This window comes from Inquilinus sp. NPDC058860, from assembly GCF_042743185.1.
Taxonomy (GTDB): domain Bacteria; phylum Pseudomonadota; class Alphaproteobacteria; order DSM-16000; family Inquilinaceae; genus Inquilinus.
The window spans coordinates 1-20975 of the sequence record NZ_JBHYMS010000086.1 but is presented as its reverse complement, the minus strand read 5'-3'; the positions used below and the strand labels follow the sequence as shown (position 1 = coordinate 20975).

The window sequence follows — 20975 nt, the reverse complement described above, 5'->3', positions numbered from 1 at the left end:
GCCTATGCCTATGGCTACGACACCGCCGGCCGGCGGGTGAGCGAGACGGCGGCGGGTCTCGGGACGGTGAGCTGGACGCTGGACGCGAACGGCAAAATCCGGCTGTTTGCTCAAGCTGCTCCAGATTGCTGCCAAGAATGCTTCCGAACGGAAGCTCAATGAACGTTGTGCTACCTGACGGAACGGTTGTTCCCTTCTCTGGACGTTGATCATGAAGGTACGATTCTTCGACCGCCAGAATGATGGCAATCCGAAAAATGGGGCGATGATCGAGACAAAAGAAGATCTCGCGAAGTTGTTATCCGGGATCGATCTCGATCGTTCCGTCTTTTGTGAGCTGATTGGAGAAAATGGCTACAACTTATTGATTGGATTGTCCAAAGATCGTGGATGCGCTCAACACAGTAGGGCGGATGGAGAGCTTCCATATCTAATGGCTGTTTCCAATCAGAAGGCCATCAGCGATGAGTGTTTTGAATTTCTGCTTGGAGGAACGCCTACCCCTGTTCCATCTCGATATTGTATGCCTATCGATGCGGTGAAGAAAATCGCCTGTTACTTCCAGAGCGTAGGTGGGATTTGTCCAGATTTTTCATGGGAGGAAGTATGATTTTCACGATGGGTTGCCCCGAATTGCGATGACGCGAATTCGCGAATTCGAATTCCAAATTTGATTTCGGTGACAATGTGCCTGGGCAGCCTTCCGCCTGCGTCTGGGGCAAGAGTGCGTTTGCTCTCGTGTTCGAGCGGTCCAGGAAGGCCAGGATGTTCACTACTTTTCTGATCTCTGTTGGGGCGGGCGCCATGGTTCAGGGCATCAACATCAATGCCGCATCAGGGCGGATGGAGATCATCAAGGCGTCTGGAGGACTGGTCAAAAATGAAGCCCTTGCGAAGGAGCTCGCGGCAGCCCTCTGGCGATCCCGCTTTGGGGCAGACGCTCTCGCGATCCAAGAGCCGCTCAGAGTCGAGGATCAAGGGGATCGGTGGAGGATTGTGGGGTCGGCCGCGGGAGATCTCCGATCTCTGCCTCCGGTCGCCCCGATGGTCGTCGTGATCGCGAAGGCCGATGGGCAGGTGCTTGATCTTACTATGGGAGGAATAGGTCAAGAGGATCCCGGCTACCCCCTGAGGCTCGGCGGCCAAAAAGCGAGTAGACGGCAGGAGACGGCATGAGTCTGATCGGTGCATGGGAGGTCGACCGAGAAGATGCGCGAGCGTTGGCCGATCTCGGTGACGTGTTGTCCAAGTTCGATGAATACGGCGACCTGACCTACACGATCCGAAGCCGTCATAAGCACCAGATCATAAAGCTTCTGTACCGAATCGAGGGTTCTGTAATCATAACCGATCAACCTTCATCCCCCCGAACTGAGCGCACGCAATTTTCTCTTTCGGATGATGGTGTCCTGACATTGACTTTTGATGGAGTGCCGTATCGTTTTAGAAGAGTTTCCTGACAAGCATCTGAATCTCGTGGGATGATTTGAACGGTCGAAATACGGCGACAGTGCACTTCTGGCGATCTTCCCCCGGACTTGGCGAGGGACGCAGATCAAGTCCGTCTACGGCGCGCGGAACCGGGTGATGAGCAAGGCGCCGGTCGGACAGCGGACGATCAGCTTTGGCTGCAAGATCGCTTCAAGGTCGAGACAGATTTGCGGCGCCATAGGTCTCGGCCGGAAAGATGCGCTCGCATCGATGGTGAGAGGGGCGCTTTATGAGCAGCTTTACCGCTGATGCAAGGCTTGGATTCGGTCACCTCGCCATTGTGCTGATCTCTTGTGTCTTTTTGTCCTGCGAAGCCTCGGCCGGCCTGGTGGAAGACGGCTCCGCCGCGCTCGCCCGGTTCGACTATTCGACGGCGTTGCGCCTGTGGCGCCAGGCTGCCGGGCAAGGCGACAGCCGTGCCCGGACTCTCCTCGGCGAGGCCTATCGCGACGGTCTCGGGGTCGCGCCCGATCCGGGCGAAGCGGTCCGGTGGTATCGCATGGCGGCCGACCAGGGGGCCGCTCTGGCCCAGGATGCCCTCGGCCATCTCTATGCCGAGGGGCGGGGCGTCTCTCGGGACGACGGCGAAGCGCTGCGGTGGTACCGCCTCGCCGCCGACCAGGGCCTGATCACGGCGTGGCGCAGCATCGGCTTCATGTATGAGCACGGCCGCGGGGTCCCGCAGAGCTACGGCGAGGCGCTCGGCTGGTACCGGCGGGCGGCCGAGCAGGGAGACGCCCTCGCCCGGCAGAATCTCGGCTCGCTGTACTACAACGGAACCGGAGTGGCCCAGGACTTTGCCGTCGCCGGCCGGTGGTTCCGGTCGGCGGCGAAACAGGGCGACGTCCAGTCCCAGAGAATGCTCGGCTACATGCTGGATGTCGGCCAGGGCATGCCGCAGGACCACCGCGAGGCGGCGAGATGGTATTGGCCCGCGGCTGCCCATGGCGACGTCTCTGCCCAGAAGAACCTGGCGCTGCTGTTCTTGAACGGCCAGGGGGTCGCGCAGAGCGATTTGGTGGCGTTCAACCTGTTCGAGCTGGCGGCGCGGAGCGGAAACGCGATCGCCCAGTGGAACCTGGCCAACCTGTACCTGAACGGGCGCGGGGTCGCTCAGAGCGAGACGGAGGCCGCCAGGTGGTATCGCTCGGCGGCGGAGCAGCGGTACGCCCTCGCAGAACGCAGCCTTGGGTATCTGCTCCATTTCGGACGGGGCGTGCCTCAAGACGACAGAGAGGCCCTCAGGTGGCTTCGTGCTTCGGCTGTCCAAGGAGACGGCGTCGGAAGCTATCTCCTCGCCACCTTCTACCGCGACGGCATAGCCATCGAGCGCGATGACGGCGAGGCCGCGAAGTGGCTCCGGGTTTCTGCCGACTTGGGATACCCGGAAGCCCAGACCGATCTGGGCACCTTCTATCAGTTCGGCCGCGCGGTGCCCCAGGACGACGGCGAAGCCGTCAAATGGTATCGCCGCGTGGCCGATCAGGGCCAGAGAGACGGGCAGACCAATCTCGGCTTCATGTACTACGCGGGGCGAGGCGTCGAGCGGAACGACGGTGAGGCGCTCAGGTGGTTTCGGCTGGCCGCCGACCAGGGCGACCCGCACGCCCAGCAGAATATCGGCGTCATGTACAAGCAGGGGCGCGGGGTCGAGCAGAACGACGCCGGGGCCCTGCGGTGGTTCCGAATGGCGGCGGACCAGGGCTTCGATGCCGCCGAGACATCCGTGGGCGTGATGTATCTCGAGGGCCGCGGGGTCCGGAAGGACCCCGACGAAGCCGTCCGCTGGTTCCGGCGAGCCGCGGCGCAGGGCAGTGAGGAGGCCCGGGCGCGCCTGGCGGAGCTGGGCCGCTGAAGGGGAACGACGCCGGTTCTGACGCTTGCCGTCTGCGAAAGGGCGCCGAGGTCCGGGTGCCGCGCTCCAGTCCTCGTGTCGCGCCCAAGGGGTGCCGTCCCAGGCCCGTCGCAGGCGAATGACGTCGATTTCCGGCGCTCACCAGCCCTCGCGCCATGCAAGGACGCGGTAAGGGCGGATCTTGTCTGCGCCCACCCATACCGTCGCCTCCAGGCGTCCTCGAGCCGATCCGGCATGGGCGGTGACGACGACCCGGTAGATCGGCCCGGCGTCCTGGCGCAGCAGGGGGGCGGCGGAGGGCAGGTCGCCCAGCATCCTGGCGATGTCGGCCGGGCTGTCGGACGTGGGGCGATCGCGAATGGCGGCCTCCAGGTTCTCGGGCGACACGCCGGGCAGGGACGCCAGGACCTCGCGATCCGACGCCAGCGGATTGATGCGTCCATCCACCGAGAAGACGGTCGTTCGCCGCGCGACTTCGCGCATCCGCTCCGTACCCAGGCCCGGCATGTCATGCAGCTCGGTCGTCGTCTGGAACGGGGCCGGTCGCTGACGCAGCGCGGCGGCGATCTGGTCCTGTGACAGTGCAGGAACGCCGGCCGCGGCCTGGGCGAAGACGCCCAGAACCAAAGCCGGATCGGATTTGTTGAGGTCGACGAAGGCGGCCTCGTCCGTCACCTCCACCTCGACGCGGGCCGTGCCGATGTCGCGCGCGACGCTCAACCTCCCCAGCCAGCCCGCTCGCCGGGCGAACCGCTCGGAGATCTCGAACACGGCCAACTCCACCCCGCTGGCCAGGGCTTCCCGGATCCGGATGGCGCGGACGTCGTTCGACGCGATCCGGAACTCCGTCGAGGTCGACCGCGTCATCGACACGGTCAGGGTGGCGACGATGGCGACGAAGAGGAGGGCCAGCACCGCGGCGTAGCCGTCCTCGTTGCCGCCCAGCCTCATGCGCGGGCCCGCAGGATCGGTGCGGCCCTTGCCGGGGTCACGGCTTCTTCCCCCCGGCGCCGAAGATCTGCATCTGCGAGCGCACCTCATCGGCCACCGCCTTGGCGTCGGCGGCGTTCCGGATGACCTTCGGGGTCATCATGATCACCAGCTCGGTCCGGTTGTGGCTGCGATCGACATCCGAGAACAGGTTGCCGACGAGCGGGATGTCCCGCAGCACGGGAATCCCCGCATTGCTCGCATTCTGCGAGTCCGAGATCAGCCCGCCGAGAATCACCGTCTGGCCGCTGGCGACGGACACGGTGGTGCCGACCTCGCGTTGCGAGATCGTCGGGTTGATGGCGGTGCTGCTGTCGCTCCGGACGACGTTGCTGACCTCCTGCCTGAGGTCGAGCGTGACCTGGCCGTCGGGGCTGATGCGCGGTGTGACCTCCAGCTTCACGCCGGTGTCGCGGTACTCGACGTTGTTGACGAGGGGCGCGTCGGGATTGTCGGTGGATTGCTGCTCGCGCGTGATCACGGGCACCTGGTCGCCGACCTTCAGCTCGGCCGTCTGGTTGTCGAGAACGGCGAGCGACGGCGACGAGACCACCTTGACGTTGGTGACGCTCGACAGCGCGTCCAGCACCACGTTGAAGTTGCCGCTGCTGATGATGAAGTTGAAGCCCGGGACCGTGGGGTTGACGCTGAAGCCGTTGCCCCTGGTGAAGATCGAGGAGAAGTTCCCGTTCTCCAGGAAGTAGTGGACGCCGTAGCGCAGCGTGTTGTTCAGCTGGACCTCGGCGATCGTGGCCTGGATCAGGACCTGGTATCGCGGCAGGTCGATCATGCGGATCGCCGCCTCGATCTTCCGCCAGGCCTGCGGCGTCGCCATCACCAGCAGGGCGTTCCGCTCCTTGTCGGCGACGACCTGCGCTCCGTCGAAGCCGTCCTGTCCCCGGCCGGATGCAGTGCCGCCGTCCCCGGCAAGCGTGGCGTTCAGGTCGTTGGACAGGATGCCCAGCTTCTCTCCCGCCGACATCACGCTCGACGAATCCGCCGGCGCGCCGCCGCCGGGGCGCGACGGGATCGCGCCCTCGCTCGAGACGGTCTGCGGCTGCAGTCCGGGGGCCACGGTGCTGCTCTCGCCGATCGGGGCCGACGTCCTGGCGGAGCCGCCGCCGAAGAACTGGCTGAGGATCGACGCCAGGTTCTCGGCCGTGCCGTTTTCGACCTGGTAGACATAGATCTGCTTGCCCTGCTTGTCGCCCTGGTCCAGCCGGTTGATCCAGGTCTCGGCCTGGCGCAGCCGGCCGGGCTGGCGGGTGACGACGAGGATGGCGTTCAGGCGCCGGATCGGCAGGAAGTCGACGCCGGTCTGGGCCGAATTGCCTTGCCCCTGGCTGAAGACCGAGCGCAGCTCCTGGATCAGCGAGGCGGGGTCGGACCGGTGCAGCGGAAACAGGCCGGCCGAGACACCCTTCATGGCGTCGATGTCGAATGACGCGATCATCTCCGCCAGCGCGGTCCGGTCGCTGCTCGGCCCGGCCAGGACGATGATGTTCCGGGTCGGGTCCACCCGGACCACGTTGCTGTTGGCGACCGGCGAGATCAGGGGCGCGACGGTCGCCGCCTGCACGTAGCGCAGCGGAATGATGGTGACGCCGTAGCCGGCCGGCAGCGGGGTCGGATCGGGACCGAGCTGGACCGCCACCCGGCCGCCCGAGGCTTCGTTGGCCGGCACGATTCGATAGTCGGAACCGGACGGGATCATGGCCGCGCCGTCGCTGCGCAGGACCGTCTCGACCGTCGCCAGCAGGTCCTCGCGATTGAGCGGCCTGCTGGTCGACACGGTGGCGGTGCCCTGGACGCGCGCGTCGACGGTGTAGGACACCTTCAGCGTGTCGGTCAGGACGGCCTTCAGGAAGTCCCGAATATCCGCGTTCTCGAAATTGATCTGCGTGCCCTCGCTGCCCACCGTCACCGGCGTTGTCTGGACAGCGGGGGAGACGGCGGCTTCGGCGCCGAAGTACAGTTGCGGCGCGCGAAGGTCATTCGGCGACTGCGCAACGGAGACCGAACCGGTGGTCGTCTTCGGAAATCGGGCCGGAGCATCGAACGAAGCACGCGCTGCCTGGTCGACGGTCATCGAAGTACTGACAGGTGGCGGCTTGTCACAGCCAGCCAACGACATCAATACCAGCATAGAAATGAGGGCTGAATATCGGCCAGAACGAGCGGCCTGCCCCTGACGAACGTCGCCCATTCGAGTGTCACTCGTTGATCTCGGCAAAAAGGCCGGGCCGCAGGGTGTATCTGAAGCCTCCGCTACCATGTGGATAGGGTCCTGTCCAGGAACGCGATGAGGAGCGTGCATTGCGTAATGGGAAAAGGCTCCGCATCGCTTTCATTGGACGCTGGCCGCCAATCGTGTTTGGAATCGAGCCCCTTTCGGCTTGTTGGTCCGGTGCCTCGCGATGGCCCTCGCAGTCAGCATCGATGCGCTCACCGGTGCGGTCGCGCGGGCATTCGGCTGGTGGTCCCGGCAGCTCCGGACCTTTCTGCCGGAGCGGCTGACGGGCGCGATCGGTCCGCGCCACCGCCAGCCGGTGGCCGAGGCGATCGACGGCGATCTGTTCGTCACCGAGGCCGGCCACAAGCGGCGGGCTGCCGATTGGGCGCCGCGATCCGGGCGCCGGACCGTCGTGCTGCGCGTGCCGGGCGAATGGGCGCTGAAGCGGACATTCCTGCTCCCTCGGATGGCGGCTCCCGCCGTGCCGGGCATCGCCCGGCTCGAGATGGACCGCCTGACGCCCTGGGCCGGGGCCCAGGTCTTTCTCGACAGCCGGGTGGCCCGGCTGGTCGATGGGGGACGCAAGATCGAGGCCGCGATCACCATCGTCCCCTGCGCCAAGGTGGAGTCGCTGCGGCAGCGCCTGGCGGAGCACGGCCTGAGAATCGCGGCGATCGAGCTGGACGCGCAGGACGGCGGCGGCAGGCAGATCCTGATGCCGCCGTCCGGCCAGGCAGATCCTCCGTCGCAGACGAGAAGCCTCCGGCGGGCGGCGGCGGCGGTGGCCGCGGCAATGCTGCTTCTGGCCGTCGGCGCCGCGGGTGTCCTCGGCTGGCAGATCCGGGAGCGCGAGCGGGCGATCGATGCGGCGCGCGCGCAGCTGGCCGCCTTGCAGCCGGACGTCGAGGCGGTGCGGCAGCTGCAGGGCGATATCAGGGCTCTGCGGGAGGCGCAGCGCTTTGTCGACGACAGGCGGCGCCAGACACCGGCGGCGTCGATCGTGCTGGAGGCCGTGACCCGCATCCTGCCCGATGACGTCTGGCTGACCGAGCTGGTGATGTCCGGCGGGGCCCTCAGGCTGGCCGGCTATGCCGCCGATGCGTCGATGCTGATCGGGTCGCTCGAGAGCTCCAGCGACTTCCACGATGCGAAGTTCCAGGCGCCGAGCACGCGGGACCGCGAGCTCGGAAAGGACCGATTCGCGGTGGGCGCCGACATCCGGCCGCGGCTGGAGCCTTAGCCGTGAAGACGCCGGCGCTCCGGCTTCACATCGGCCCGCGATGGATCGCCCTGGCGATTCTCGGAATCGTCGTCGCGTTGCCGCTGGCCGGCCTCGCCGTCGAGGCCAGGATGCTGCTGCGCGCCGGCGAGGAGCGCGACGAGATCGCCGCCCGGGTTGCCGATCTCGAACGCGTCGCGGCCCGGCAGCCCGGCCTGCTGCAGCGGCGGGACGCCCTGCGCGCCTCCCTCGGGCAAGGGGACCGCTTCCTGGCGGGGGCCAACGCGGCGATCGGCGGCGCCAATCTGCAGCGCCTGGTCGGCACCATCATCGACGGCGCCGGGGCCCAGATGGAGGATGCGGCGGTGCTGCCCGCCCGGGAGGAGGGCGCCTATCTCCGCGTCGGGCTGCGGGTGACGCTGTCGACGCGGATCGATCCGCTGCAGCGGGTCCTGTACGCGGTCGAAAGCGGCCTGCCCGACCTGTTCATCGACGACCTCGAGATCCGCACGGCGGAACCCGGCGCCGCCGACCCGGTCCTGTCGATCACCTTCCAGGTGTATGGCTACATGCCGGGGGCAGGGAAGCCGGCATGACGCGCCTGAGTCCCGTGACCTGGGGCGTCATCGCGCTCGGCCTCGTCGGCCTGCCCGCATCGCTGCTGCTGCCCGACGACCGTGCCGCACCGGCCCGGGCCGTGGAGCGTCCCTCGGCGGCAGCCCTTGCCGCCGAGGATCCGGAGGAAGCGGATCCGGTCGATGCGCCGGCGCCCCGTCTCGTTTCGATCGATCGGCTGACCGACACGTCGGCGCGGCCGCTCTTCGCACCCACGCGCCGGCCGGCACCGCCGGCGCCGCCCGTCGCCGAAGCGCCCCCGCCCGTCCCCGAGGCTCCGCCCGAGCCGCCGCCGCCTCCGCCGGTGGACCGGACCGACTACGCGCTGGTCGGGATCGTCAGCGGACGGGGAGGGGTGCTGGCCATCCTGCGGCCGCGGGCCGGCGGCCCCGCGGTCACGGTGCGGGCGGGCGACGATATCGGCGGATGGCATGTCGAGACGATCTCGGACACGAGCATCCATCTGACGGGCGGCGCCGACGAACGATGGATGCGGCTGTTCACGCCCCAACGTGCCGCAGGGGGGCCGGCGGATCCGGACGATCCTGCCGGCGCCGCGCTACAGTGACGCGATTTGGATGTGAGCGGCCGCCGATCGCATTTACCCGGCGCGGATCTGCGGCCATCATGGCGCGCCCGGTCGTGATCACCGATCGGAATTCCAGCCTATCGGGTGGCACGGCGATGGATCAGCCGCGATCCTTGGTCGAGATCTTCGTTCAGCTCGGCAAGCTCGGACCGGAGGACGTCGCCCGGCTGACGCGGCTGGAGGCATCGTCCTCCGAGCCCATCGCGACGCTGATCACGCAGCTGGGGCTGGTCTCGAGCCAGGATCACGCCGAGGCGCTGTCGATCCTGTACGGCCTGCCCCTGGCGACGCGCGCGCAGTTCCCCGCCGAGCCGATCCTGACCGACAAGCTGCCCGCCCGCTTCCTCAAGGCCTCGCGCCTCCTTCCCATCGAGGAGACCGGGGAGGACGTTGCGCTCGCCATGGCCGACCCGGCCGATGATTTCGCGGTCCGGGCCGTTGAGATGGCGGTGGGCAAGCGCGTCCGGCCGGTGGTGGCGGCGGCGGACGACCTGGCCGATATTCACGCCCGGTATTTCGAGGCCGGCCGCTCGACCATCGAGCGGATCTCCGACGGCATCGAGATCGAGAGCGACGCGATCGGCGACCCCGATGTCGAACAGCTGAAGGACTTGGCCCAGGAAGCGCCGGTGATCCGCCTGGTGAACCAGATCTTCGCCGACGCCATGCGGCTGCAGGCATCCGACATCCATCTCGAGACCTATCGCGAGGCGTTGAAGCTCCGCTACCGCATCCACGGGCTGCTCAAGGACATGACGGCGCCGCCCGCGCGGCTGGCGCCGGCCCTGATCAGCCGGATCAAGATCCTCGCCCGGCTCGATATCGCCGAGCGGCGCCTGCCCCAGGACGGCCGGGCGCGGTTCACCGCCGGCGGCCAGAAGATCGACATGCGCGTGGCGACGATGCCGACGATGCATGGGGAGAACGTCGTCATCCGCCTGCTCGACACCAAGGGGATGGCGCTCGACCTCCAGGATCTCGGCCTCTCGCCCGCGGTGGAGGACGGCATTCGCCGGCATCTGGCGCACCCGCACGGCATCCTGCTGGTCACCGGCCCGACCGGCAGCGGCAAGACCACGACGCTCTACTCCGCCCTCCGCATCCTGAACCAGCCGACGCGGAAGATCCTGACGGTCGAGGACCCGATCGAATATCAGATCAACGGCATCAACCAGACCAATGTGCAGCCGCAGATCGGGCTGGACTTCGCCCGCGTGCTGCGGTCCAGCATGCGGCACGACCCGGATGTCATCATGGTCGGCGAGATCCGCGACGGCGAGACCGCCAACATCGCGGTCCATGCGGCGCTGACCGGACACCTGGTGCTGTCCACCCTGCACACCAACAGCGCCACCGGCGCGATCAACCGGCTGCTGGACATGGGCGTGGACGGCTATCTGCTGACCTCGACCATCCGCGGCGTCATGGGCCAGCGCCTGGTGCGGCAGCTCTGCCCGGTGTGCCGGGTCCCCCATCCGGTTCCGGCCGAGGTCTTCGAACACCTCGGCCGTCCTGCAGATGCCGGGGCGATGACGTACCGCGCCGTGGGCTGCCCCGCCTGCGAGGGCCTGGGCTATACGAGCCGGATCGGCATCTTCGAGTTCTTCGAGCTGACCGACGAACTGCGGGAGCTGCTGCATCGGCGGATCTCGACCGCCGAGCTGACCCGGGCGGCCGGCGCCGCCGGCATGCGGTCGATGTTCGAGGACGGGCTGGAGAAATGCCTGGCCGGGCTGACCACGCTCGAAGAGGTCCGCCGCGTCACCGAGGAGACCTCGCGATGACGCTGTTCGCCTACAAGGCGGCGGATGCCGGCGGCAACCTGATCGAGGGCCAGATCGAAGCCGCGGACGAGGCGGCGGTGATCCGCCAGCTGCAGGGGCTTGGCCAGGTGCCCCTGGAAACCGTTCCGGCGCGCGCCGCGCCCGGCCGGATTCGAAGCCCGGCAACCGGCGGCGGCCGGCGGGCCAGGCCGCGCGACGTGACCGTGTTCATCCGCCAGCTGTCGATCCTGCTGTCGGCGGGGCAGCCGCTCGAACGCGCCCTGGTGACCATGACCGGCGGCAACGAAGCGGGTACGGTTGGCCGGCTGGCGCAGCGGATGTTGGACGGCGTGCGCGCGGGCACCAGCCTCAGCGTCGCGGCCGAGGCGCTGGGGCCGGTCTTCCCGCGCATCGCCATCAACATGATCCGTGCGGGCGAGAGCTCCGGCACGCTGCCCGTGGTGCTGGCCCGCCTGTCCGAGCTGCGCGAGCGGGGCGAGAAGATCCGGGGGACGGTGACCTCCACGCTGCTCTATCCCGCCCTGCTCGTCCTCGTGTCCCTGGCGTCGATCTTCCTGCTGCTGACCTATGTCGTGCCGCAATTCGAGAGCGTGTTCCGCGATGCCGGCGCGGCGTTGCCCACGTCGACGGCCGTGGTCGTCGCCCTCGGCCGCTTCCTGCAGGACGATGGCTGGCTGCTGATGCTGGCCGCGCTCGCCGGCCTGCTGGGCCTGCGGCATGCGCTGACCGTGCCGCGCATGCGGGGCGCCCTGGACCGCATGGCGCTGCGCCTGCCGCTGGTCGGGCCGCTGCTCCGCCTCCTCGTGACGGCACGGTTCTGCCGCACGCTCGCGACGCTGGTGGAGAACGGCGTCGACCTGCCGAACGCCTTGCAGCTGGCCCGCGACGTCGTGCCGAACCTGGCCGTCTCGGCTGCGCTCGACACCGTCGTCACCGGGGTGAGGCAGGGCCGGGGCCTGGCCGATCCGATGGCGGAAACCGGGCTGTTCCCCGCCTTCGCGGTCCAGATGCTGCGGGTCGGCGAGGAGACCGGCCGGATCGACCTGACGGCCGGTCACATCGCGGACGCCTATGAGCAGCAGCTGGAAGATGCGATCAAGCGGCTGGTCGGCCTGCTGGAGCCGACCTTGATCATCGGGCTCGGCCTTGCCGTCGGCGGGATCGTCATGTCCATCCTGGTGGCCATACTGGGCCTGAACGATCTGGCCGTCTGATCGTGCCGGCCGTCCCGACACCGCGCCGGATGCGGCAGCCCGGCGGTCCCGGAAGGCGGCCGCCGCTCGGCTTCACCCTGCTCGAGCTGCTGGTGGTGCTGGTGATCATGGCCGCGGCCGCGACCCTGGTCACTTCATCCCTCGCCCGGCCGATGGCCAAGGCCGACTTCCGGGCGGTCCGGGACAGCCTGGTCGGCGAGCTGCGCCTGGCGCGCAGCGATGCGGTCACCACCGGCAGGGAGACCGTGGTGGCGCTGGACCCGCGGCAGCGCTGGTTCCAGCGGGACGGGGGCAAGCGGCACCCGATCCCGGCCGGGGTCCAGCTGGACGTCGTCTCGGCGCAGGAAGCCGCGACGACGGAATCCGAGACCGCGATCCGGTTCTTTCCCGACGGCGAATCCACCGGCGGCCGGATCCGGCTGACGGCGGACGGCCTTCCGTTCGAGGTCCTGGTGCATTGGCGCACGGGGCTGGTGCTGCCGGCGGATGGTGCCGATGCGCGATGAGCGGGGCTTCACGCTGGTCGAGGCGGTGGTGGCGCTGGCGATCATCGCCTTGGTCCTGCCGGTGGCGATCCAGGGGATCACCGGCAGCAGCCGGACGCTGGCGCGGATCGAGACGGAGCGCCAGGCCGCCGTGCTGGCCCAATCGCTGATGGCGCAGCTGGGCACCACGATCGCGCTGGACCCCGATCATCCGGTGGAAGGCCGCGATGCGGGCTTCGCCTGGACGGTGGCGGCGCATCGGCCGGCGCCGGCCGGGCGGCAGGACGAGACCGGGGGAGGGCTCGACCTGGTCGAGGTCAGCGTTTCGGTGCGGAAGGACGATGGGCCGCCTTTCGTCCTGTCCGGCCTGCGCGTCGCGGCGCAGCCCACACCGTGACCCGGCAGCGCGGCTTCACCTTGGTCGAGACGCTGGTGACCCTGGTGGTGGTCGGCATGGTGCTGGCCGTGATCTTCGCGGGGCTGCGGCTGTTCATGGATCGCGGCGACCGCAACGACGCGGTGTCGCACCGCAGCGGCGGCTATATCGCCGCCTACGACCTGCTGTCGCGCGAAGCCGCATCGGCGGTCCGCTTCGACGTCGCCGGCGGCGATGGCCCCACGATGGCTTTCGCCGGGAGGTCCGACGAGTTGTCGCTGATGGTGGAGGAGCCGCCGGAACCCAGCGGACCGCAGCTGGCCATGGTGTGGCTGACGCTCGAGGCCCGGGGTGAGGGGACCAGGCTGCGGTTCCGCCGGGCGCCGTACCGGTCCGGCGATCCGGTCCCCGACCCCGCCCGGGCGACGGAGGACGTGATCGTCGGACAGTTTCCCGGACCGGCCAGATTCGACTTCGCCGGCGGAAGCTCCCAGACGGGAGGTGCGGCCGCCTGGGAGCCATCCTGGACCGCAGCCTTTCCCCCGGCGCTCATCCGGCTGAGTATTTCATCATCCTCGTCCGACGGCTGGCCAGAGATCGTGGTGCCGTTCCGGGTCGACGCCGAGCCCGCGTGCCTTTCCGGGTCAGGGGAGGGCCGGTCAGGCCGCAATGGCTGCAGCCTGCCCCGCTCGCCATAGGCTTCAGGACTGCAGGCCCATGAATCCCGGGTGGCTATTTAGGGATTCGAAAACGATCTCAAGTCGATTCGTGCGTTTTGACTTGCTGAGACTCGGGGGATTTGATTTCACGAAACAAAAATTCATCCCGATATTGAAAATCGATCGCCCCGCGCATGGTCGTGAGGGTGCGCGGTAGGACTGCCTGCCATGCGTCTTTGGCATTTCACGGCAAATGCCTGTCACAATTGAGCGTCATTCGAAGCGCATGCCGAACACTGAATTAAATCCTCGTAATCCAGGCCTCCTGCCACAGGGAACGTTACCCATGTCCGAGAGGAACCGGCGGCGGGGTGGAGCGGTCCTGTCCTCCTCACGGCAGGGGTCTCCCGCGAATTAACTTTTTGTAAGTCGACGGGGCAATCGCGGCGGCTGCACCGTCGATCCTGGTATTCCGCGCTGTTCTTCGAGAAAGGGCGCGGCGTTCATGGTGTCAATGTTGTGGGTGCACCGATTTCGGTGAACCGAATTTTATTGCCGTAATGCATATCAGAGTGGGGGAACTCAGTGGCAAAGACGCGACTTGGATCCGCCATCGTGTTGGCGGCGGCGACGATTGGTGCCCAGGCGACGGCGGCGACGCCGGCGACGGTCACTTACTCGTATGACAGTCTCGGACGGGTCGTGAAGGACGACTATCCGACCAATCAGGCAACCTACACTTACGACAAGGCCGGCAACCGGACCAAGTCGACCACCACCACCAAGTAATCACGCGATCGCCGTGGCGAGCACGGCGGCGCTCGGAATGCTGCGTTTTCGGGGCCGGTCGGTCGCGGCAGGCGGCTGGCCGCTCCACGAGCAGGAGGGGACATGCGCTCGTGTCTGTCTTTGGCCGGCCTTGCGCTGGTCGCGATGGCCGGTGCCTCGAGCCCGGGGGTGGCACAAGGCGTGCCGTTCGGTCCGACGGAGGGCGTGGCCCCGCCGTCGCAGCTGGTGATGCCGCTGGTATCGCCGGCGGAGGGAGAGAGGTTCATGGCTGGCCGGGTCGTGCCGCCGAGCGATGTGCCGGCCTTGCCGGCCGCCGCGGCGGCATCGGTCTCCGCCCGCCAGGCGACTGCGGCCGCCGGCACCGGCGGCGGCGTGGTCGGCGTCAATGCCCTCGGGCATGAGCTGCCCACCGATCCGAAGGGTCCCTCCGGCTTTCCGCGCGCGGATTTCGCGATCGCGCCGAAGCCGCCGGCGGCCGGGACCGGCGGCGGCGCGGCCGGCGCCGCCACGGCTCGCTAGGCTTAGGCCCACCCTCAATCCGACGGCCCGCGATCGCAATTCGGGCCGAGCCGATCAACTCCCCTCGGGAGATGCATCATGCGGATGACCAGCGCGCTCTTGCGCCCGTTCCTCGTCATCGTCGCCAGTGTCTTCCTGCTGTTCGCGGGCGGTCAGGCCCGCGAGGCGCAGGCCGCCGTTCCGACCCTCAGCTGCACGCCGCCCGGTGCCGAGCCCGAGATCGCGGCGCTGGCGCGGGCGCTCAACTACAACCTCAACCAGATCTACGAATACGTTTATTACAACATCGACTATTCGCCGACCTGGGGATCGAAGAAGGGCGCCCTGGTCACCTATCTGGACCATCGCGGCAACAACATCGACCAGAACGTCCTGTTCGTCGCCCTGCTGCGCCAGTCCTGCATCACGGCGAACTTCCGCTACGGGGCGATCGCCTATGCCCCGGCGGCGCTGGCCAACCTGTTCGGCATCGACAACGATGCCGCGATCTTCAACAACACGCTGGCCAATGGCGGGTTCTCCGCCTGCGTCGAGGTGGCGCCGCCGGCCTGCACCAACACGGGCGGGGCGCCCCAGCAGGTCGCCGTCGACGTCGTGTGGACCGAGGCCACGGTCGGTTCCACGACCTACGAGCTCGACCCGTCGTTCAAATCCTACGCCGCCTATACGCCGATCGATATCGGCGCGGCCATGGGATACGCCCAGGGCAGCTTCCTCTCGGACGCCCTCGGCGGCTCCTCTGCCGTCAGCGGGCTGCCGGCGGGCGTCAACTCGATCCGGGCGGTGAACAAGAGCCAGATCACCTCGCTGCTCAACGGCTACGCCCAGAAGCTGGCCGACTATATCCGTGCCAACAAGCCGACAAGCTCGGCCAAGGCGCTGTTCGGCGGGCGCGAGATCACCAACGGCGAGTACGGCGTCCAGTACAATGCGGGCGGCACGCTGTACACCGACCTGCCGGCGGCGTTCGAGACCGTCTACACCGTCACCGTCTCGGACCACGCCGACGGCAGCAGCCCGACGATCTCGAACACCCTCTATGCCAGCCAGATCGCCGGCAAGCGCCTGACGCTGTTCTACAACGCGTCGTCGCAGCCGGTGCTGGCGCTCGACGGCGCCGTGCTGGGCACCGGTGCGGCCGCGGCCGGCGCGACGCAGACGGTGTCGATGACCGTGCAGAACCCGTATCCGGCCGGCGACAGCTTCGCGACCTGGACGGTGCGGCCCCAGGTCAAGACCGGCGGCGCCTTCGCGCTGATGCTGGTGGCCGGGGAGATGGACCGGGACCAGCTGACGCGGCATCAGAATGCGGTGGCGCATCTGCGGAAGATCGGGAGCGTCGACACGTCGGAACCGCTGCTCGGGGAAAGCCTGGCCGCCATCGGCACCGCCTATCTGAGCCAGTCGAGCCGCGTGGCGCAGAACTACGCCCAATACTTCGGGTTCACCGCGGTCCGGCACGAAGCGATGGGGATCGCGGGCAAGACCAGTTCGGGCTATGTCGACTTTCCGGCCCAGATCTCCAGCGTGACGTCGGCCAGGACCTCCACCGACACCAATACGCTCATCGGCGGCATTCTCGGAACGAGCATCTTCAACAGCTCGTTGGAATCGACCGCGGTCAAGCAGATGCAAGACCACGAAGCGGTCTCGACCGTTCGCATGTTCGATTATTCGAACGGCGACGGGACCGGCTTCATCGAGGCGAATCCGTCGAACTGGTCTTCAGTCAAGGCTGCTCTGGTCAATTGGAGCGCCGCCGATCTCGCCGAGATGACGGCGTTCATTCAGTCGAGCGCGTCATCGCAACTGCTCCTCCCGCAAAACGGCAAACGCACTGTCGGCTCCTGGTCCGGCAACGGATACTATGAGATCAATTCGGTACCCGGGAACCTGTCCATCGCATACAAAATATCGGGCGGGTACAGCGGCGGGTTCGGCACTTGGCTCGGCTATGACAACGGCCTGACCTGCACCTTCCAGCTTTGGAGTACCTACCAACTGGGGGTGGAGCGCCCGACGACCCAGGATCCGATCGATCTTCTGAATGGATCCTTCCAGTACAGCAAGGATGACCTGAAGGCGGGAAGCGGGGATTTCCCGTTCAGCCTAGCCATCAAGCGCGACTACGACTCGTCTCGCGCCGACCAGAAGACCGATCTCGGATATGGCTGGCGCCACAACTTCATGATGACCGCGGCGGTCGACAGCGACAGCTACGAGGGTTTTGGAGACCACAATCCGCTTTCAGCGGTCCCGACTGAGGTGGCGCTGTTCGTCATCAAGGACCTGTCCTCCCAGTCCCAGATAGCCCTGCAGAATGTCACCGTATCCTCGCTGGTGGCGAGCTGGCTCATGGACCAACTCGTCGACAATGCGGTGACTCTGACTGTCCAGGACGGAACGACCAAGTTCACGAAGATTCCGACCGCTTCCGGCGGCGCGGCCTATGTTCCGCCGCCCGGCAGCGCGTCCAGCATCGTCGTCAATACCGACAAGTCGATCATGATGACCGACAAGTCGAAGAACGTCTACAGCTTCGATACGGACGGGAAACTCGCCAGCTGGAAGGACCCCAACGGCAATGCGGTAAGCCTCACCTACAGCGGCACCGGCGCGGCCAAGGTCCTGCATTCCGTCTCGAACGGCATGGGACGGACGCTGACCTTCACATACACGTCCGGAAGGCTGACCAATGTGGGCGATGGGACGACCAGCGTCACCTATGCCTATGATTCCGCGGGCAACCTGGCCAACCTGACCGATCAGCGAAATCACACGACCAAGTATCTCTACGATACGGCCAGCCGGCTGACCCAGATCTTCTATCCGTCCTTTCCGTCGACCGCTTTTGTCACCAATGCCTATGATGCCTTGGGCAAGGTTCAGAAGCAGACTGATGCCCTTGGCAATGTCTCGTATCTGCTCTTTGCCAACGGTGAGCGGAGCGAGGAGATAAACCCGGCGGGCGGAAGCCGCATCCTTTACTACGATCGGAACGGAAATCACCTCGAGGACACCAATCCGCTCGGAGAGCACACGTTCTTCGCCTATGACGGCATCGGCCGACCCATCAAGACGACCTATCCGCTCGGCGACAGTGTCGTTCAGACCTATGACGCCGCCTCGAACGTCCTGACCAGGACCACCAATCCGTTCCCCGGCGCCGTCGACGTCACGACTGGCCAGCCGCCGGCCCCGATTGTCGAGAAATGGACCTATGACTCGACCTTCAACAAGGTCCTGACCCATGCCGACGGCCGCGGCGCGGTCACGACCAACGCCTATGACACCAAGGGCAACCTGATCAAGGTCACCCAGCCCGTGGTCGCGAAGCCCGGCGCGACCTCGGCCGCCCCGGTCACGACCTACACCTACAATGCCCGCGGGCAGGTGCTCGGTCAAAGGGACCCGGAAGGCACCCTCACCACCCACGCCTATGACGCGACGACCTTCGATCTCCTGAGCACGACGGTCGACGCGGATTCCGGTCACCTCAATCTGACGACGAGCTACACCTACAACGCCCGGGGCGACAAGGCGACGGAGACGAATCCCCGCGGCCTGACCACGACCTACACCTATGACGCCGGCCGCAATCTGCTCGATGTGCGGCCTCCGGCGCCGTTCACCAACAGCAATGTCACCGATTACGGCTACGACGCCGACAATCGGCAGACGACCGTCTCGCGCTATGTCCCGGCGACATCGACCCAGGCGGCGAGATGGCTGGCGACGACCACCACCTACAACGCGGCCGGCAAGGTCAGCACCGTCACCAACCCGGACGGGACCAAGAAGACCACCACCTATGACAGCCTCGGCCGGGTGGCGACCGAGACCTCCTCGAGCGGCCGGCAGGTGGTGCACAAATACGACGCCGTCTCGAATCCGACCCAACTGATCGACACCGTCTCCGGGACGCTCGATCCGTCCATCACCGTCAATTTCGGGGCGGTGACGCGGGAGACGCGGACCTATTATGCCGGCGGCCTGCTCGCCAGCCTGGCGGACAGCAACGGCAATGCGCTCACCTACAAGTATGACGGGTTCAAGCGCCTCGCCCAGGTCGTCTATCCCGACAGCACCTACGAGTTGCACGCTCTCGACGCGAACGGCAACGAGACGACGACGCGGACCCGTTCCGGCGACCTGATCCAGTTCACCTACGATGCGCTGAACCGGAAGATCACCAAGGCGCCGGCCGGGGAGGAGAGCGTCACCTACGGCTACGACTTCGCCGGCCGGATGCTGTCGGCGAAGTCGGGCACGGCCGACTACACCTTCGGCTACGACACGGCGGGCCGGCAGGTGAGCGCGACACGGCCGTGGCTGGGAACGGTGAGCTGGACGCTGGATGCGAACGGCAACCGGAGCTCACTGAGTTGGCCGGGCACGCCGGCCTGGTCGGTGACCTATGTCTACGACGCGCGGGACCGGCTGGCGGGCGTGTACACCGGCGCGCAGAGCGCGGACACGCGGGTGGTGTACCTGACCTATGACAGCCTGTCGCAGCGGGCGCAGGCGGTCCTCGGGACCGGGACGTCGGGCAAGGCGACGACGAAATACGCCTGGACGCTCGGCGGGCAGCCGGCACAGATCGCGCATGCCTGGTCGGGCGGCGGGGTGACGATCGACTACGGCTACAACCAGGACCATCAGCGAACCTCGGCGACGTGGAGCGACGACACGTTCCTGCCGTCGGGCCTGGCGGCGGCGAGCCCGGCCTATGTCCCGAACACGCTGAACCAGTACGGCTCGGTCGGCGGCACGGCCTACGGCTACGACGCGAACGGCAACCTGACCTCGGACGGGGTGTGGACCTACGGCTACGACAGCGAGAACCGGCTGGTCTCGGCGAAGAGGACGGCGCCTTCGGTGACGGCGACCTACACCTACGATCCGCTGGGGCGGCGGGCGTCGAAGACGGTGAACGGGGTGACAACGCGATACCTGCCGCTGGGCGACCAGGAGATCGCGGAGTACACGGGCTCCACCCCGGTGCTGGATCGGCGCTATGTCTACGGGGCGGGGCTGGACGAGCCGGTGGCGACGGTGACGGCGGCGGGGGCGGTCAGCTATCACCTGGCCGATGGCCTGGGCTCAATGTTATCAGAGGAATGAGGAAGGAGAATTCACGTTTACCCAAGTATTAGAATAATTATTATATGGTAAAACACTTTTGATGCTTTGAATTCGAATGGCGAGGCGATGGGCCGATTGATCCGGTGCCCCAAACCGCAAGACGGACCACGGGCGGCCAGGTCTCGGAGACCGCGCACGGCTGGAGCGCCGGCGGGTCGGTGACGATCGACGACGCCTGCAACCAGGACCACCAGCGGAGCTCGGCGGCCTGCAGCGACGCCAGCTTCGTCACCGGCGGTTGTCGGCGTCGAAGATCGGCACGACGGTGACCTACACCTACGACCCGATCGGGCGCCGCCGCGCCAAGACGGTGAACGGGGTGACGACGCGCTACCTGTCGCTGGGCGACCAGGAGATCGCGGAATACACCACGGGCCTGGGATAACGATCGGAGGCTTCTGCTATAGCTGCGCTGTGCTGAAGCCATACAGGTAGGGCATTCTGGGATCCAGATTATGACCACTCACACCAAGCGGTATCGTGCCATGATCTGGATCCCAGGTTCTTCCGGGCCAGGGATGCGTGTGGCGGTATTCGCCGAGGATTTGAGGGAAGCGAAGGAGGTTATTGAGAGTAAATATGGTCCCGGATCGGTATTCGATCTGCACAATGAAGACGATGAGAAGGCGCCTCGATAGAATTCTAAGCTAGCTGGAGGTTGCGGTGACAATACGCTCTTAGCGAGCTTTCGTCCCCGACTGACACGAGCGAAGGGGCGGTTGATCCGGCGCCCTGAACCGGAAGGCCGCCAAGGCACCGGCCGGCGAGGAGAGCGTCCGGGCAGCCAGGCGAAGGCGACCAGCGCCTTCACCTGGACCACGGGCGACCAGGTCTCGGAGCCCAGGCAGATGGTTGACGCAATGTCTATTGCCTTAACCTGCGCACCTAGTTCATGATATGTTCCATGGACAAGGGCACGGACTCCGATCTCGACATCCAGGCCTACTGCCGCAGCCTCGCGCTGCAGCAGGTCCGGATGCTCACGCGCCTGGCCGAGATCGCCATGCAGCTG

General features: G+C 66.8%; 19 protein-coding genes. 17 read left to right on the top strand and 2 right to left on the bottom strand.

What is annotated here, in order from left to right; all coding sequences use genetic code 11:
* The 5 genes from ACFW16_RS33955 to ACFW16_RS33935 form a co-directional block, all read left to right on the top strand.
* On the top strand, positions 1 to 162 hold a 162-nt coding region (locus tag ACFW16_RS33955), incomplete at its 5' end, for a hypothetical protein (RefSeq protein ID WP_380313528.1).
* A 49-nt stretch (positions 163 to 211) separates the two neighbouring features.
* The gene (locus ACFW16_RS33950) at positions 212 to 610 is read left to right on the top strand and encodes a hypothetical protein (RefSeq protein ID WP_380313527.1); all 399 of its coding nucleotides are present in this window, start codon (positions 212 to 214) and stop codon (positions 608 to 610) included.
* A 155-nt stretch (positions 611 to 765) separates the two neighbouring features.
* On the top strand, positions 766 to 1176 hold the full coding sequence (locus ACFW16_RS33945; RefSeq protein WP_380313526.1) for a hypothetical protein: 411 nt from the start codon (positions 766 to 768) through the stop codon (positions 1174 to 1176).
* Positions 1173 to 1460, top strand: coding sequence for a hypothetical protein (locus ACFW16_RS33940; RefSeq protein WP_380313525.1), 288 nt, complete (start codon positions 1173 to 1175; stop codon positions 1458 to 1460). Before ACFW16_RS33945 ends, ACFW16_RS33940 begins: the two co-directional genes overlap by 4 nt.
* Before the next feature lie 260 nt (positions 1461 to 1720).
* Positions 1721 to 3346 carry a tetratricopeptide repeat protein gene (locus tag ACFW16_RS33935; protein WP_380313524.1) on the top strand — a complete coding sequence of 542 codons (1626 nt, stop codon included), beginning with the start codon at positions 1721 to 1723 and terminating at the stop codon, positions 3344 to 3346.
* A 138-nt stretch (positions 3347 to 3484) separates the two neighbouring features.
* Here the strand turns inward: ACFW16_RS33935 and ACFW16_RS33930 are convergent, their stop codons facing one another.
* Both ACFW16_RS33930 and gspD read right to left on the bottom strand, forming a co-directional pair.
* Positions 3485 to 4297, bottom strand: coding sequence for a hypothetical protein (locus tag ACFW16_RS33930; RefSeq protein WP_380313523.1), 813 nt, complete (start codon positions 4295 to 4297; stop codon positions 3485 to 3487).
* 37 nt (positions 4298 to 4334) lie between these two features.
* Positions 4335 to 6542 (bottom strand): type II secretion system secretin GspD, encoded by a 2208-nt coding sequence (gene gspD / locus ACFW16_RS33925; protein ID WP_380313522.1) that lies wholly within the window; start codon positions 6540 to 6542, stop codon positions 4335 to 4337.
* Between the two features lie 211 nt (positions 6543 to 6753).
* On the opposite strand from gspD, the gene ACFW16_RS33920 reads away from it, so the two are divergent.
* The 12 genes from ACFW16_RS33920 to ACFW16_RS33865 all read left to right on the top strand — a co-directional run bounded on the left by ACFW16_RS33920 (position 6754) and on the right by ACFW16_RS33865 (position 20601).
* A complete protein-coding gene (locus ACFW16_RS33920) occupies positions 6754 to 7809 on the top strand; it encodes a PilN domain-containing protein (protein WP_380313521.1) in 1056 nt (351 codons plus the stop codon).
* A gap of 2 nt (positions 7810 to 7811) precedes the next feature.
* Positions 7812 to 8384 (top strand): type II secretion system protein GspM, encoded by a 573-nt coding sequence (gene gspM, locus ACFW16_RS33915; protein ID WP_380313520.1) that lies wholly within the window; start codon positions 7812 to 7814, stop codon positions 8382 to 8384.
* On the top strand, positions 8381 to 8971 hold the full coding sequence (locus ACFW16_RS33910; protein ID WP_380313519.1) for a hypothetical protein: 591 nt from the start codon (positions 8381 to 8383) through the stop codon (positions 8969 to 8971). The genes gspM and ACFW16_RS33910 overlap by 4 nt, the downstream gene beginning before the upstream one ends.
* A 116-nt stretch (positions 8972 to 9087) precedes the next feature.
* Complete coding sequence (locus tag ACFW16_RS33905) at positions 9088 to 10776, top strand: GspE/PulE family protein (RefSeq protein ID WP_380313518.1); 1689 nt, start codon at positions 9088 to 9090, stop codon at positions 10774 to 10776.
* Positions 10773 to 11990, top strand: coding sequence for a type II secretion system F family protein (locus ACFW16_RS33900; protein WP_380313517.1), 1218 nt, complete (start codon positions 10773 to 10775; stop codon positions 11988 to 11990). Before ACFW16_RS33905 ends, ACFW16_RS33900 begins: the two co-directional genes overlap by 4 nt.
* 29 nt (positions 11991 to 12019) lie before the next feature.
* Positions 12020 to 12496: a GspH/FimT family protein gene (locus ACFW16_RS33895; RefSeq protein ID WP_380313516.1), complete on the top strand. Its 477-nt coding sequence runs from the start codon at positions 12020 to 12022 to the stop codon at positions 12494 to 12496.
* A complete protein-coding gene (locus tag ACFW16_RS33890) occupies positions 12486 to 12872 on the top strand; it encodes a type II secretion system protein (RefSeq protein ID WP_380313515.1) in 387 nt (128 codons plus the stop codon). The genes ACFW16_RS33895 and ACFW16_RS33890 overlap by 11 nt, the downstream gene beginning before the upstream one ends.
* Entirely contained in the window at positions 12869 to 13549 is a 681-nt protein-coding gene (locus ACFW16_RS33885; protein WP_380313514.1) for a prepilin-type N-terminal cleavage/methylation domain-containing protein, read from the top strand. Before ACFW16_RS33890 ends, ACFW16_RS33885 begins: the two co-directional genes overlap by 4 nt.
* Before the next feature lie 546 nt (positions 13550 to 14095).
* Entirely contained in the window at positions 14096 to 14299 is a 204-nt protein-coding gene (locus ACFW16_RS33880) for a hypothetical protein (protein WP_380313513.1), read from the top strand.
* A gap of 102 nt (positions 14300 to 14401) precedes the next feature.
* The gene (locus ACFW16_RS33875; protein ID WP_380313512.1) at positions 14402 to 14818 is read left to right on the top strand and encodes a hypothetical protein; all 417 of its coding nucleotides are present in this window, start codon (positions 14402 to 14404) and stop codon (positions 14816 to 14818) included.
* Between the two features lie 78 nt (positions 14819 to 14896).
* Entirely contained in the window at positions 14897 to 19942 is a 5046-nt protein-coding gene (locus ACFW16_RS33870) for a DUF6531 domain-containing protein (protein ID WP_380313511.1), read from the top strand.
* Positions 19943 to 20418: 476 nt separating this feature from the next.
* Complete coding sequence (locus tag ACFW16_RS33865) at positions 20419 to 20601, top strand: hypothetical protein (protein WP_380313510.1); 183 nt, start codon at positions 20419 to 20421, stop codon at positions 20599 to 20601.
* Positions 20602 to 20975 lie beyond the last annotated feature (374 nt).